Below are 14,483 nucleotides of genomic sequence, written 5' to 3' on the forward strand. Positions count from 1 at the left end.
ATGCTCGCGCGCGCCGCACTGCGGATCGTGCTTGCCGCGTTCGCGTCGGCGGCGTCGGCGCAGCAGCGCATCGCGCCGCCGCTGCGCATCGTGATCGCGGGCGACTCCACCGCGAGCGAATACGATGCGGCGCGCTGGCCGCGGCGCGGCTGGGGCCAGGAATTGCCGGGCTGGTTCGATGCCTCGGTCGAGGTCCGCAACCGGGCGCAGAGCGGACGCAGTTCGCGCAGCTTCATCGAGCAGGGCTGGCTCTACGACGTCGCGCGCGACCTGCGCCGCGGCGATCTGCTGCTGATCCAGTTCGGCCACAACGACGAAAAGCGCGACGATCCGGCCCGCTACAACGAACCGCAGCAGGCGTTTCCGCTGTGGCTGCGGCAATACCTCGAGCTCGCGCGCCGGACCGGCGCGACGCCCGTGCTGCTGACGCCGGTCGCGCGCCGCCATTTCGTTTCCGGTCGTGCGACCGACCTGCACGGTCCTTACGCCGAAGCCGTGCGCGCGCTGTCGCGCCGGGAGCGCGTCGCGCTCGTCGATCTCGGCATGACGAGCCTGCGCTGGCTCGACGGGCTCGGCGAGGACGCGTCGCGCGCGTTCTACCTGCACGTGCCGGAGCAGAACCTGCGCGACAACACGCATTTCCATCAGCGCGGCGCCGCGGCCGTGGCCTGCCTCGTCGTCCAGGGACTGCGCGCGCAGGGACTGGTCGACGCCGCGCGTCTGCGCCGCGACACCGACTGCGGCATTCCCGACGACACCGACACCGTGCGGCCGGGCGCCTCGCGCATCGCGCGCGACGGCGAGTACCGGCGCGCGCAGCCTTCGCCGCACGGCGGCGGCGGCAGCACGATTGCCTATCCGCTGTTCGCGGACGTCGCCGATCTCGATATCGTGCTGCGCCGCCGCGTGCTGCCGCCCGGCGCCGGCATCGGTCTGCATCGCCACACCCACGACGAGATCTACTACGTGCTGTCGGGCCGCGGCCGCTACGTACTCGACGGCGTCACGCACGACGTGGGACCGGGCGACGCGCTGCTGACGCGCACGGGCAGCAGCCACGCGTTGTTTCAGACGGGCGAGGCGGACCTCGTGATTCTTATCAACTACCGGGTAATCCGGGAGAAGAACTAGCGGCCAGCAGGTAACAGCCAGGGGGGAACCGGCAGGCACCGCAGCGGTGTGCGTTGCTTTTCACTGGTTCCCGTCTACTGTCCTCTATTTGTTCTTCGCTCCCGCACGACCTGCGCCAGAATGCTGACCGCGATTTCCTGCGGTGTCTCCGCGGCGATGTCGAGGCCGACCGGCGCCTGCAGGCGCGCAAGCGTTTCGGCGTGCTCGGGCAGGGCATCGAGCACTTCGCGGATGCGACGGCGGCTGCCCATCATGCCGATGAACGCCGGCGGGCGGCGGCAGAGTTCGCGCAGGCTCGCGATGTCGGCGGCGAAATCGCGATTGAGCAGCACGGCGTAGACGGCGCGCGTCGTGTCGAGCGCCTTCGCGAGCTGCGCGTAGTCGCCGCGATACGCGGTCGCGCCTGCAAATGCATCGCCGGCGAAGCAGTCGGCGCGCGTGTCGAACACGGCGATGTCGAAGTCGAGCAGCCGCGCGGCCTCGCAGAGCGCGGTGCCGCAGTGTCCGGCGCCGACGATCAGCAGCCGCGGGTTCGGCTGCAGCGGCACGGCGTGGTCGGGGGCAGGCAGCGTGACGGCGTGGCCGTGGGACAGCCGTGCCGCGGCTCCGGCAGCCGCCGCGCGATCGGGTTCGCCCGACCAGCGCCGCAGCTGCAGCTGCATGCGGCCGCCGCAGATGCCGGCCGAACCGGTGCCGCCGCCGAGATCGATGGTCAGCGCCTCGATGCCGTCGACAGCCGCGTCGAGCTGCGCACGCGCCGCGGCGATCGTGCGCGCCTCGGCCAGCCCGCCGCCGATGCTGAACGCCGTGTCGTGCGACGTGACGAGCATGCGCGCGCCGCGCTTGCGCGGCGTCGCGCCGATCGTCTCGACGACCGTGACGACGACGACGGTGTCGCGCTGCAGCCACTGCGCAAGCTGCGCAAACAGGCGTTCATCCATGGCGTCGCGACGCAGGTTGGCGGTGAGCCTCAGGCGACCCCCGACATCGCCGTGTTTCCGCGGTGCGGAGCCCGTGCCGGTGACAGCGGCTCGACGCGCTGCCTCGACCAGGCCGCACGCGGTCTCCTTCGCCCAGCGCACGCCCAATGCGGCCACCTCGATGCGGGGATTCGCCCTTCGGGCTCACCGCGGACCTACGTGATCCCTCAGACATCGAGCGCTTCAGCCACGGCGAGGGGTTCGACCGCGCGCGCGCGTTCGATCGCCACGAACACGGCTTCGGGTGTGGCCGGCGATGTCAGCACGACCGGACGCGGCGTCGTCGCGAAGGCGCCGATCGCCTCGCGCAGCGCCTCGCGCACGCTCAGCGCGAGCATCAGCGGCGGTTCGCCGACGCCCTTGCTGTGGAAGATCACGTTCGTGCTCGGCGCGCGCGAGCGGCGGAACAGGCTCACGCGGAAATCGTGCGGCACTTCGCCGAGCGTCGGGATCTTGTAGGTGCTCGGCGCGTCGGTCAGCAGCCGGCCTTTGTCGTTCCAGCGCAGTTCCTCGCAGGTCAGCCAGCCCATGCCCTGGACGAAGCCGCCTTCGATCTGGCCGCGGTCGATGAGTTCGGCCAGCGAGTCGCCGACGTCGTGCAGCAGGTCGACGCGGCGCAGCGTGTGCACGCCGGTAAAACCGCAGACTTCCACTTCGCTGACGGCCGCGCCGAACGCGAAGTAGTAGAACGGATGGCCGCGGCCCTGCTTCGGATCCCAGCTGAGTCCCGGCGTGCGGTAGTAGCCGGTTGCCGACAGGCTGATGCGCGCGTTGTAGGCGGCATGCACGACCTCGGCGAACGCGAGCCCGCCCTGGGCATCGGTAGCGCTGACGCAGCCGTCGGCGAAGCGTACGTGTTCCGGCGCACAGCCGAGCATGCTCGCAGCCACGGGCACGAGACGGTCGCGCAGCGTTTCGCAGGCGGCCTTCACCGCCTGGCCGTTGAGGTCGGAGCCGCTGCTGGCCGCCGTCGCCGAGGTGTTCGGCACCTTGTCGGTGCTCGTCGGCATCACGTGGATCGTGCCCGCGTCGACGCCGAGCACGCGGCTCGCGACCGCGAGCATCTTCGTGTGCAGGCCCTGGCCCATCTCGGTGCCGCCGTGATTGAGCTGGATGCTGCCGTCGGTGTAGATGTGGACGAGTGCGCCGGCCTGGTTGTATTCGGTCTTGTTGAACGAGATGCCGAACTTCACCGGCGTGATCGCGATGCCGCGCTTGACGTCGCGATGCGCCGCGTTGAACTGCGCGATCGCGCGGCGGCGCGCATCGAAGTCGCTGTCGCGCTTGAGCCGGGCCCAGAGTTCCGGCAGGTGGTTGTCGACGACGGGCTGGCCGTAAGGCGTCTCGTTGCGCGCGCCGTCGCCGTCGTCGCGATAGAAGTTCCGCTCGCGCACGCGCTCGGCCGGCAGATTCAGTTCGGCCGCGATGCGCGCGAGGATGTCTTCGCCGACCAGCATGCCCTGCGGCCCGCCGAAGCCGCGAAACGCCGTGTTCGAGGCGAGATTCGTCTTCGCGATGCGGCCGACGATCTCGACGTGCGGGCAGAAATAGGCATTGTCCACATGGACCATCGCGCGCATCAGCACCGGCGGCGACAGGTCGCAGCTCCAGCCGCCGTCGGCGTAGAGCGCCACTCGCAGCGCATGCAGCACGCCGTCGTCGTCGAAGCCCGCTTCGTAGCGCGCGAAGAACGGATGGCGCTTGCCGGTCATCTGCATGTCGAGCTGGCGCGACAGCTTGATGCGCACGGGGCGGCCGGTGGTCCAGGCCGCGAGTGCGGCGATCGCGGCCGACGGATTGGCCTGGGTTTCCTTGCCGCCGAAGCCGCCGCCCATGCGCAGGCAGCGGCAGACCACGCGGTTGGACGCGATGCCGAGCACGCGCGCGACGATGATCTGGGTCTCGGTCGGATGCTGCGTCGACGAGGTGATCTGGATCAGACCGTCGGCGTCGAGCTGCACCCAGCTCGCCTGGGTCTCGAGATAGAAATGGTCCTGCCCGCCGATCGTGACTTCGCCGCAGACGCGATGCGGCGCGAGGTCGAGCGCGGTCGCCGCGTCGCCGCGCGCGACGCGCGCCGGCGGCAGATGGAACTGCTCGCGCGCGATCGCGTCGGCGATCGACAGGCATGGCGCCAGCGGCGCGTAGTCGACCTGCACGCAGGCCGCGGCGGCGCGCGCCTGCGCTTCGTCGGCGGCGACGACCCAGGCGACGGCCTGGCCGTGGAAACGCACGGTGTCCGTGGCGATCAGCGGCTCGTCGTGCAAGATCGGGCCGGTGTCGTTTTCGCCGGGCACGTCGGCGGCCGTGAGCACGCGCACGACGCCGGGCATGCGCGCCGCGTCGCCCGCGTCGATGCGCAGGATCCGTGCGTGCGCATGCGGCGACTGCACCGGCCAGAGGCTCAGCAGCCCCTGCGGCGGATGCTGCTCGTCGGTGTAGATCGCGGTGCCGCAGACGTGGCCTTCGGCGCTTTCGTGCGTGCGCGGTTTCATGCGGCCGCTCCCGGCGCGCGGGTCGCGTCGGATTTCGCCGCTCCGGGCAGGTGAGTCGCGACGAATTTTGCGAACAGGCCGGCGCAGAGCGCGCGGCGATAGTCGGCGCCGGCGCGGTGATCGTCGAGCGGCGTGAACGCGTCGCGCAGCAGATCCTGCGCGGCGTTCACGGTGTCCGCGTCGAGCCGGCGCCCGAGCAGGTACGCCTCGACATTCACGGCGCGCCGCGGGGTTGCGGCGACGCCGCCATAGGCCAGGCGCGCGCGTTCGACGCGATGCGCCGCATCGAGCACGAGATCGAACACGGCCGCGACGATGCTGATGTCGTCGGTCTGGCGCTTGGCGACCTTGTAGGACGCGCTCAGGTGCGTCTGCGCCGGAGCCGTCGCGGTGCGCGGCACCGTCACCGCGACGACGAGTTCGTCGGGCTGGCGCGCGGTCTTGCGGTAGTCGTGGAAATAGTCGGTGATCGCGATGTCGCGTCCACCGGCCGGGCCGTGCAGGTGCACGGTGGCATCGAGCGCGAGCAGCACCGGCAGCAGGTCGCCGATCGGCGAGGCCGTGCCGAGGTTGCCGCCGAACGTCGCGCGATTGCGCACCTGACGCGCGGCGAACCACGGCAGCATCTGGTCGAGTGCCGGAAACACGCCGGCGAGCCGCGTTTCGAGCTGGCTCAGCGGCAGGCCGGCGCCGATGCGCACGGCGTCGTCGGCGATATCCAGCGCCTGCAGTTCGGCGATCCGGTCGAGCGCGATGAACGCGGTCGCGACGCGCCGGCCGTGACTGAGTTCGACGCCGAGATCGGTCGCGCCGCCGATCCAGACGGCCTGCGGAACCTGCTGCTTCAGCGCGATCGCGTCGGCGATCGTCGTCGGGCTGTGATAGCCGGCGAGCTCGCCCGCGGGCGTCGTCACCGGCTCGCGCAGGCGCGCGGCGAACGCATCGTCGACGACCGGCTGGCGCGCAAGCGCTGCCGCGGCGTCGCGGATCGGCCGGTAGCCGGTGCAGCGGCAGAGATTGCCTTCGATCGCGGCGTCGCCGAGGTCGCCGCCGTAGTAGCCGGCGAACAGGCTCATGACGAAGCCCGGCGTGCAATAGCCGCACTGCGAGCCGGCGCAGTCGACGAGCGCCTGCTGCACCGGGTGCAGCGATCCGCCGGGCCCGCGCAGCGCTTCGACGGTCAGGACTTCGCGGCCGGGCAGGGCGCCGAGCGGCAGCAGGCAGCTGTTCACCGCGGTCATTCGTGTCGTGCCGTCGGCGTCGGCCTGCAGCAGCGCGACGGTGCAGGCGCCGCAGTCGCCGTCGGCACAGCCTTCCTTGGTGCCGGCCAGTTGCTGGCGCCGGAGCCAGCGCAGCAGGGATTCGGTCGGGTCGCTGCCGGCCAGGTCGACGGGCCGGCGGTTCAGCTGAAACGTACAGGGTTTCGTCATCGCCAGAGAGTAGCGCGGCGCGCGCGGCTTGGCACGGTGGTGCGCTGCAGGCGGCAGGCCCATCTTTGCGCGCCTGCGGCGATGGTGCAGACTGCGGCGCCACGCACGCCACGCGCCAACGGAGCCGCCGTGAATCCCGATCGTCAGAACCTGCGCGCGTTCGCTCGCGCCATGCCGAAGGCGGAACTGCACATCCATATCGAAGGTTCGCTCGAACCCGAGCTGATCTTCGCGCTGGCCGCGCGCAACGGCGTGACCCTGCCATATCCCGACGTCGAATCGCTGCGTGCGGCGTACGCGTTCACGAACCTGCAGAGCTTCCTCGACATCTACTACGCCGGCGCGAGCGTGCTGCTGCACGAGCGGGATTTCTTCGACATGGCCTGGGCCTATTTCGAGCGCGCGAATGCCGACAACGTCGTCCATGCCGAGCTGTTCTTCGATCCGCAGACGCATACCGACCGCGGCGTGCCGATCGCCGCGGTCATCGACGGGCTGCATCGCGCCTGCGTCAGGGCGCAGGACGAACTCGGCATCCGCGCCGAGCTGATCCTCTGCTTCCTGCGGCATCTGAGCGAAGAGGCCGCGTTCGCGACGCTGGACATGGCCAGGCCGCATCGCGACAAATTCATCGGGGTGGGCCTCGATTCCAGCGAAGTCGGCCATCCGCCCGAAAAATTCGAGCGCGTGTTCGCCGCGGCGCGCGCGCTGGGCCTGCGCGCGGTCGCGCATGCCGGCGAGGAAGGCCCGCCGCAGTACATCCGCGATGCGCTCGACCGCCTCGCCGTCGAGCGCGTCGACCACGGCGTGCAGGCGCTGCGCGACCCGGAACTCGTCGCGCGCCTCGTGCGCGAACGCATTCCGCTGACCGTCTGCCCGCTGTCCAACATCAAGCTCTGCGTGTTCAAGGATCTGCGCGAGCACAACCTGCGCGATCTCCTGAACCGCGGGCTCGTCGCGACCGTGAATTCCGACGATCCGGCCTATTTCGGCGGCTACATCAACCAGAATTTCGTCGAGACGCTCGACGCGCTCGACCTCAGCGGCGCGGAGATCGCGACCCTCGCGCGCAACAGCTTCGAGGCGAGCTTCGCGAGCGACGCCGACAAGGCGCGCTACCGCGCCGCGCTCGACGCCTGCTGCCGCGATTTCGGCATCGCCGCGTGACGGGAAGCGCGGCGCGCCTGCGTACTCGGGGAGGAACCGGCCGCACACGCCTGCGCGGCCGGCGGCAGTCGTCGCACCGCGTCAACGCCAACGGGAGGAATCACGCATGGGAAAACTGACTACGCACGTTCTGGATACCGCGACCGGCAAGCCCGCGGCCGGCGTCGCGATCGAGCTCTACGGCATCGCCGTCGGCGCACGGCTGCTGCTCGTCCGCGCGACGACGAACGCCGACGGCCGCTGCGACGCGCCGCTGCTGGCCGACTACAAATTCCAGGCCGGCGTCTACGAACTCGATTTCCGCATCGGCGACTACTTCGCCGCGCAGGGCATCGCGCTGCCGCAGCCGCGCTTCATCGACGTCGTCACGCTGCGCGTCGGCATCGCCGACCCGAGCTCGCACTGTCACGTGCCGCTGCTCGCCTCGCCGTATGCCTACAGCACGTACCGCGGTTCCTGAGGGCGACGCGTGGGCGATTACGTCATCGAGTGCGTCACGTTCCTGCTGCGCTGGCTGCATGTCGTCGCGGCCATCGCCTGGATCGGCGAGTCGTTCTACTTCGTCGCGCTCGATCGCGGCCTGGCGCCGCCGAAGGATGCCGAGCCGAATCTCTGCGGCGAATCCTGGTCGGTCCACGGCGGCGGCTTCTACCGCAAGCAGAAATACCTGCCGGCGCCGCGGGAGCTGCCGGCGGACGTGCATTGGTCCAAATGGAAATCGTATACGACGTGGATGTCGGGCTTCGCGCTGCTGAGCGTCGTCTATCTGTTCTCGCCGCAGGTCTGGCTCGTCGATCCCGCGGTCGCCGTGTGGACGCCGAATCAGGCCGTGCTGCTGGCGCTCGCGTTCCTGGTGCTCGGCTGGCTCTGCTACGACGGTCTGTGCCGCCTGTTCCATGATCGCGACGACATGCTCGGCGCCGCGGTCGCCGGGCTCGTGCTGCTGCTCTGCTACGCGACGACGCACGTCTTCGCCGGCCGCGCCGCGTTCCTGCTGACCGGCGCGGTGCTCGGCACGATCATGTCGGCGAACGTGTTCTTCGTGATCATCCCGGGCCAGGAGAGGATCATCGCGGCGCTGCAGCGCGGCGAGGCGCCCGATCCGGAACCCGGACGCCGCGGCAAGCAGCGCTCGGTGCACAACACCTATTTCACCTTGCCGGTCGTGTTCGCGATGCTGAGCACGCACTATGCGACGGCCTATGCGCATGCCGATGCGTGGCTCGTGCTCGCGGCGTTCATGGCCGCCGGCGCGCTGATCCGGCAGTTCTTCGTGCTCTGGCACAGCGGCGGCCGCGCGTGGTGGCTGCTCGGCGCGGGCGGATTCGTGCTGCTGGCCGTGTTCGCCTGGATCCGGCCGCTGCCACGCGTGCCGGTCGCGCCGCCGGTGGCAAGCGCGAGCGCCGGCACCGTCACGGCCACCGCGACCGTTGCCGCGGCCGTCCCTCCGCCCGACACGCAGGCGATACAGGTGCTGCTGACGCGCCACTGCGCGCAATGCCATTCCGCGACGCCGACGCTGATGGGGGTTGCACCCAAGGGCATCACCTTCGACACACCGCAGCAGATCGAGTCGCGTGCGGCCGTCATCGAACGCCAGGTCAGCGTGCTGCGCGTGATGCCGCCGGGCAACCTCACGCAGATGAGCGACGCCGAACGCGAACTCGTCTCGCGATGGCTTCAACGTAGGGCGCAATAAGCGCAGCGCATTGCGCCAAGCCCGACCAGCCCCCGCCGCCGTGATTGTCGGCGCAAGACGAGATGCCGACGCTTCGAAATCCCGGGGCAACGATGCCGGAGGATGGGCTCGATGGGGTTGGGTTGTTGCGGGGGGACGGAGCTCGTGTCGAGCCGACGATCGGAGCGGTGGGGATTGGACGGGCTTGGCGCAATGCGCTGCGCTTATTGCGCCCTGCGTGGCCTTGCCGAGGATCGCCGACGCGGTCACTATCGGCCCGTTTTCCACATCGCCGCGGAGTGCACCATGTCCGATCCCCGCTTGAACTTCTGGTGGCGCTGGCTGTTCGGCGTGACCGTGCTCACCGTCGCGTTCGGGCTGTTCCTGATGCTCGCGCCGGGGCTGACGCGGCAGGGTTTCTCGCTGCTGTTCTATTCGACGCCTTCGCAATTCGAGGCCTTCGGCGCCGATGCCGTGCGCTACGTCGAATTCATCCACGGCGCGCTCGGCGCGGCGATCACGGGCTGGGGCGTCGTGCTCGCGGCAGTCGCACTCGGACCGTTCCGCCGCGGCACGCGCGAAGGCTGGCTCGCGATTGCGGCCTCGCTCTTCGCATGGTTCGTACCCGACGTGATCGTCTCGCTGTGGTTCGGCTTCTGGCAGAACGTCGTGCTCGACGGCGTGTTTGCCGTGCTTTACGCCGCGCCGCTCGTGGCCATGCGAGGGTTGCGACGCGGCCCGCGAGCCATCTCGCGGCGTTCCGGCTAGCGGCTGCGGCTCTCGGTCAGGATCACGCGCACGAAACCTTCGTGCGATGAATTTCAACGGCGCGCACCGGTGCTCCAGGAACATTCGCCGTCGGGCGGCACCGATTCGTCCGCGCAGCGCACAGCGGAGAGGGGGGCACGCTTCCGCAGTCCGAAACGTTCGGCGCCGATGCGGTGCGCTACGTCGAATTCATCCATGGTGCGCTCGGTGCCGCGATCACGGGCTGGGCGTCGTGCTCGACGGCGTGTTCGCGGCGCTCTGAGCCGCACTGCTCGTCGCCATGCGCGATCTGGCAAAGGCGGCGTAGATCACCAGGCAGGCAACAGGCCCGGCGTGACGCCGGGCCTGTTGCCTGCGTCGTTTACGGCGCGCCGCAGAACGCGACGGTCGCCGAGGCATACGGCGAGGCTGACACGCGCGTGTCGGCGCTGTAGCGCTCATAGGCGACGCCGTTGACCGTCGTGATCCATTGCGTGATCGGCGTCGTGCCGGCGGGGCAGGTGCCGTTCGTCGCCGGCACGGCGTGGAACGCGACGCCTTCGCTGACGAGCGGCAGCTGCGCGGCGAACGCCGAGCAGCGCGCCGGATCGATGCTGTAGACATGACGCACGGTCGACGGATCGTAGTACCGGCAGACCGGCCGCAGGTCGGCGCGCGCCGTTGCGCGCGTCCAGGCCTTGAACACGTCGTCGGTGCGGCTCACGCGGGCGCCGGCGGCATTGGCCAGACGCATGACGTCCTCGCCGCTCGCGGTGCGGTAGTAGCGTGTCGGGCCGTCGATCGCGCCGGCGTCGCTCGCGTACTCGAGCACGTAGGCGACATCGCCCGCATAGGCGGCGCGGGCGGCGACGGCGTCGTCCGTGAAATCGGTGAACAGGCCGTCGACGCCGGCCGCGAACAGTTGCTGGTATTCCGACGTCGCCGCGCCGACGCGGCCCGTGCCCCCGGCGTAGTCGCGCGCGAACGGCCAGTCGGTGCGAATCGTATACGGGTGGACGACGAGACCTGCCGCATGCGCGTCGGCGACGAGATTGCTGTTCGCGCGGCTGACGCCGTCGGCCTCGTTCACGCTGCCGTCGCCGTTCACGTCGCGCGGGCTGCCGTCGGCATTGAAGGCAATCGCCTTGACGCCGATGAACTGGCGCTTCCACGGACCGACGCCGTCGGCATAGGTCTTGATCTCGGCGAGACCGGCCGGCGTGATCAGGTCGGCGTAGGTGCGGCGGTCGCCGCTCGCGATGAAGTCCCACGGCGCGCTGTCGACGTCGTTGGGCAGATAGACGCAGTTGCCGGTCTTCAGGTCGTTGTCGTAGCACGACAGCAGCTGCACGAGCCGCACGGCGGTCATCGTGCGCAGCTGCTTGAGATTGCCGACTTCGAACGACTGGATCACGACCGGATCGGTCTTGCGCGTCCAGCCCGCGGCAACCAGCGTATCGACGAGCTTGCGTTCGAGCGGCAGGTTCTGTTGCTGGTGCCAGGTCGGGTGCTTGGTTTCCGGGTAGATGCCGATCGTGCGGCCCGTGCGCGCCGATTCCTTCTTCGCGAGGTCGATGACTTCCTGGAACGTCGGGATCTCGAACGCGTTGTCGAAGCGCTTGTTGCGCGAGGCGACGCGCTCGCGCGCGCGGAGTTCCTTGATCTCGGCCAGCGTGAAGTCGCTCGCGAACCAGTCGTCGTACTCGATGCCGTCGATCTTGGCCTTGCGCTTGCGCGCGGCAAACTTCGCGAGGCTCGCGACGTTCGTCGTGCCGCCGAGCACCGGCTCATGCCGCGCGATCAGCACGCCGTCCTTGGTCGAGACGAGATCGGGCTCGATGAAGTCCGCGCCCATCGCGATCGCGGTGCGATACGACTCGAGCGTGTGCTCGGGCAGATAGCCGGAGGCGCCGCGATGGCCGATGACGAGCGGTGCCGCGCGGTCGAGCGTCGGAAATTCGGCGGCGTGGAGCGAGGCGATGCCGGCGGTGCAGGCGAGGGCGAGAAGGCAGCGGGCGAGCGTCGAGGTGCGCATTCAGGGGTTCCCAACGTGAAGTTGTGGAACCGTAGCGATGCGATATGACGCGACGATGAAGTCGCGTGGACGCTATGCGTACGCGTTTCGGCAGTGTGACGCAGATCGCACGCGGAGGCGTTGCGACGATGCGGCCAGCCTCAGGCTGGCCACACTGACTAGGGTTCGCCGTCCCAGTAGTCGACGCTGCTGCCGCCGCGCTGGATCACTTCGAACGCATTGCCCGAGGCCAGGCTGCCTTCGGCGAGGAACTTGCCGGAGTCCGGGTATTCGCAGATTTCCGGATCGTCAGTCGTGCTGATCGCGAGGTATTTGAGCGGCGCATCCGAGGTATTGAGGATCTGGTGCGGATAATCCGGGCCCGGTGGAATGAACACCACATCGCCGGCTTTCAGCGGCAGCAGTTCGCCGGCCACGCGCAGCGTGCCGCTGCCTTCGAGGATCACGAACATTTCTTCCTGCGCGTGATGCAGGTGATACGGACAGACGCGCTTTCCCGGTGCGACGATCTGGATCGTCGCACCGAGTTTTTTCGCGGCAGTGCCTTCGGCGAGATACGCGCGCTCGCAGTCGTAGTGCGGTTCGCGCACGCGACGCTGCTTCGCGATGTCGTTGACGTTCCGGATCAGGCGGTCGTGCAGTGGGGGCTTGTGCTCGGACATGGCGGTTTCCGGTAACGAGGTCCGAGCGAGCGTAAACGGCCTGCGGCGCGTGAGATAGCGCAGGGCGCACAATTTGTCGACGCGCTTGAAAGCGTGAAAGGCCGCTGCCAGGAACCGCGCGGTTCCGACGGCCTTTCACGCCCAACGAGCGGGGCAAGGATGGGATGAGTTTCCGGTTCAGCCTATGCGCCGGCCAAACGCTTCACGTCATCGACAGCTGCCGAAGCGATCCGGACTCGCACCCGGGCCGCCGCGCGGACCCGGCGGATTTTCCCAGTTCGTGCCCGGGCCGCCGCGCGGACCCGGCGGGTTGTCGTCCATGTCGTTCCAGCAATGTCGCGACTGGTTCCACAGGCCGTAGCGCGGGTGGTAGTAGCCGTAGCGGTCGTTGAAATAGAAGCCGTCATCGCGCAGCGTGAAGCGATAGCGCTTTGTGCCGTAGCGGAAATCGCGGTAATCGGGCGACGTGCCCGGACCGCCGCGCCAGCCCGGCGGATTTTCCCAGTTCGTGCCGGGGCCGCCGCGCAGACCCGGCGGGTTGTCGTCGCGGTCGCGCGGATAGTCGCGCGCGCCGGCCGCGCCTGCGAAGGCGAGCGCCGCGGCGGTGAGAATAAGCAGACGAGGCAATTTCATGGCGAACTCCTGCGTGATTGCTTGGTTTTCCCAACGGTGTTCAGCGCGATCACGTTGACGCCGCGACCGTGAATGCCGAGGGAAAAACGCGTGGGAGTACGCGCGGCTGATGTCACGCGTTCAGCGGCATGAAAATCACGTGTAGAGCAGGTTTCGCGACAGCGAACCCAGCGCGTAGGTTGGGTTGAGCCACAGGCGAAGCCCAACACCGAAGTGACTGCGCCAGCGAAGATCCCCGGGCGGGGGAGCGTCGGCCAACCGCCGTATCACATTGCTAACTTTGCCGCAAAAGCAACCACTGTCGCGGCAGCTCGGCCTCGTCGCAGTTGTTCCCGGGCCCAGCCCGATCGATGACGAGGAAATCGCTGACCGCTTCGAGCGCGAGCAGCGGGTGATGCCAGGTGCCTGCGCGATAGTTGACGCCCTGGCCTTCACGCGCGAGGAAGGCGCGCGGCACGGACTGCGGATCGCTCGCGACGACGACGAGATAGGGTTGCGCGCCCAGCGGCACGAAGGCCTGGCTGCCGAGCGGATGGCGTTCGAGCATCGACACGACGAACGGAAGCTCGCGCGGCTGCGCGCGAAAGATGCTGACGATGGTACGGCCGTCTTCGCGCCCGGTATCGACCGTCGCGAGATCGTGGAAGCGCTGCGTCGTCCCGCTGTTGATCGCGTACGACTGCGCGGCGCCGGCGGCTTCGATGACCTCGCCGAATTCCGCGAAGGCCTCGCGCGTCAGCGCTTCGATCGCGAGCGGCTGCGCGTCCGCGCTCATGCGGGTCGACCGCGCAGCCGCAGCCGCGACACGCCCCCATCCGGATGGATGTTGAAGCGCACGTGCGTGACCGGCGCGTGGGCGGCGATCTCCTCGCGGAAATGATGCTCGTGGTCCATCTGCAGTTTCTGCTCGGGCAGCAGCAGCGGCCAGAACATTGCCTGCGTCACGAGCGACTGCGGCGTGCCGGCGGCGATGGCCGCGCCCTGCAGCGAACAGCGGTCCGGGTAGTTGCCCTTGAAATGCGCGGTATCGACGTCGATCGCTTCGATGACGCCGGGCAGCGCGAGCGCGACGATGCACCAGTCGTTGCCGGGTTCGCGGCGCCGCCGCGTTTCCCAGCCGTCGCCCATGTTCACGCCGCGGCCCGGCAGCAGCAGCCGGCTCGCCGGCCCGAAATGCTCGTTGTTCGCCGCAACGATCTGCGCGCCGTTCAGCGCGCTCGCGAGGTCGACGAGTCCGTCGGCTTCGGGCTCGCCGCCGAACTGCGGCGCCGCGTAGACGCGCAGCCGCGCGAGGCCGCCGTCGGGATAGAGGTTCACGCGCAGATGCGTGCACGGCGTCTCGTCGGCGACCGCAAAATAGTGATGGCTGTTGCCGCCGAGATTCACGGCCGGCAGCAGCGGCGTCCACTCGGTGTGCGCATCGGGATCGCTGCCGATCAGATAACACGCATCGATCGACGCGGCCGGCGGAAAGTTGCCGGTGAAGTGGCTCGTATCGAGGTCGACGCCGTGCACGCGGCCCGGC

14 protein-coding genes are annotated in these 14,483 nt (G+C 69.3%); 5 read left to right on the forward strand and 9 right to left on the reverse strand.

Features of this window, described 5'->3' with window-relative positions:
* Entirely contained in the window at positions 1-1,131 is a 1,131-nt protein-coding gene (locus VLF18_RS00910) for a cupin domain-containing protein (RefSeq protein WP_325277731.1), read from the forward strand.
* A 74-nt stretch (positions 1,132-1,205) separates the two neighbouring features.
* Here VLF18_RS00910 and VLF18_RS00915 read toward each other — a convergent pair whose 3' ends face one another.
* The 3 genes from VLF18_RS00915 to VLF18_RS00925 form a co-directional block, all read right to left on the reverse strand.
* Positions 1,206-2,072: an XdhC/CoxI family protein gene (locus VLF18_RS00915; RefSeq protein WP_325277732.1), complete on the reverse strand. Its 867-nt coding sequence runs from the start codon at positions 2,070-2,072 to the stop codon at positions 1,206-1,208.
* A 206-nt stretch (positions 2,073-2,278) separates the two neighbouring features.
* A complete protein-coding gene (gene xdhB / locus VLF18_RS00920; protein WP_325277733.1) occupies positions 2,279-4,606 on the reverse strand; it encodes a xanthine dehydrogenase molybdopterin binding subunit in 2,328 nt (775 codons plus the stop codon).
* Complete coding sequence (locus VLF18_RS00925) at positions 4,603-6,099, reverse strand: xanthine dehydrogenase small subunit (RefSeq protein WP_325277734.1); 1,497 nt, start codon at positions 6,097-6,099, stop codon at positions 4,603-4,605. The genes xdhB and VLF18_RS00925 overlap by 4 nt, the downstream gene beginning before the upstream one ends.
* A gap of 66 nt (positions 6,100-6,165) precedes the next feature.
* Between VLF18_RS00925 and VLF18_RS00930 the strand changes: the two genes are divergently transcribed.
* The 4 genes from VLF18_RS00930 (at position 6,166) to VLF18_RS00945 (ending at position 9,649) form a co-directional block, all read left to right on the forward strand.
* Positions 6,166-7,203 (forward strand): adenosine deaminase, encoded by a 1,038-nt coding sequence (locus VLF18_RS00930; protein WP_325277735.1) that lies wholly within the window; start codon positions 6,166-6,168, stop codon positions 7,201-7,203.
* Positions 7,204-7,309: 106 nt separating this feature from the next.
* Complete coding sequence (uraH, locus tag VLF18_RS00935; RefSeq protein ID WP_325277736.1) at positions 7,310-7,663, forward strand: hydroxyisourate hydrolase; 354 nt, start codon at positions 7,310-7,312, stop codon at positions 7,661-7,663.
* 9 nt (positions 7,664-7,672) lie between these two features.
* Positions 7,673-8,902, forward strand: coding sequence for a urate hydroxylase PuuD (locus VLF18_RS00940; protein ID WP_325277737.1), 1,230 nt, complete (start codon positions 7,673-7,675; stop codon positions 8,900-8,902).
* 285 nt (positions 8,903-9,187) lie between these two features.
* Complete coding sequence (locus VLF18_RS00945) at positions 9,188-9,649, forward strand: hypothetical protein (protein WP_325277738.1); 462 nt, start codon at positions 9,188-9,190, stop codon at positions 9,647-9,649.
* 53 nt (positions 9,650-9,702) lie between these two features.
* Here VLF18_RS00945 and VLF18_RS00950 read toward each other — a convergent pair whose 3' ends face one another.
* The 6 genes from VLF18_RS00950 to alc form a co-directional block, all read right to left on the reverse strand.
* Entirely contained in the window at positions 9,703-9,846 is a 144-nt protein-coding gene (locus tag VLF18_RS00950) for a hypothetical protein (protein ID WP_325277739.1), read from the reverse strand.
* A gap of 164 nt (positions 9,847-10,010) precedes the next feature.
* Positions 10,011-11,663 (reverse strand): glycerophosphodiester phosphodiesterase, encoded by a 1,653-nt coding sequence (locus VLF18_RS00955; protein ID WP_325277740.1) that lies wholly within the window; start codon positions 11,661-11,663, stop codon positions 10,011-10,013.
* Positions 11,664-11,821: 158 nt separating this feature from the next.
* Entirely contained in the window at positions 11,822-12,325 is a 504-nt protein-coding gene (locus VLF18_RS00960) for a cupin domain-containing protein (protein WP_325277741.1), read from the reverse strand.
* A 207-nt stretch (positions 12,326-12,532) separates the two neighbouring features.
* The gene (locus tag VLF18_RS00965) at positions 12,533-12,958 is read right to left on the reverse strand and encodes a hypothetical protein (RefSeq protein WP_325277742.1); all 426 of its coding nucleotides are present in this window, start codon (positions 12,956-12,958) and stop codon (positions 12,533-12,535) included.
* A 274-nt stretch (positions 12,959-13,232) separates the two neighbouring features.
* The gene (locus tag VLF18_RS00970; RefSeq protein WP_325277743.1) at positions 13,233-13,733 is read right to left on the reverse strand and encodes an ureidoglycolate lyase; all 501 of its coding nucleotides are present in this window, start codon (positions 13,731-13,733) and stop codon (positions 13,233-13,235) included.
* Positions 13,730-14,483: allantoicase (gene alc, locus VLF18_RS00975; RefSeq protein WP_325277744.1), on the reverse strand; the 754-nt coding region annotated here is incomplete at its 5' end. The genes VLF18_RS00970 and alc, both read right to left, overlap by 4 nt.

Source organism: Tahibacter sp. (assembly GCF_035481375.1).
In the GTDB taxonomy this organism is placed as follows: Bacteria; Pseudomonadota; Gammaproteobacteria; order Xanthomonadales; family Rhodanobacteraceae; genus Tahibacter.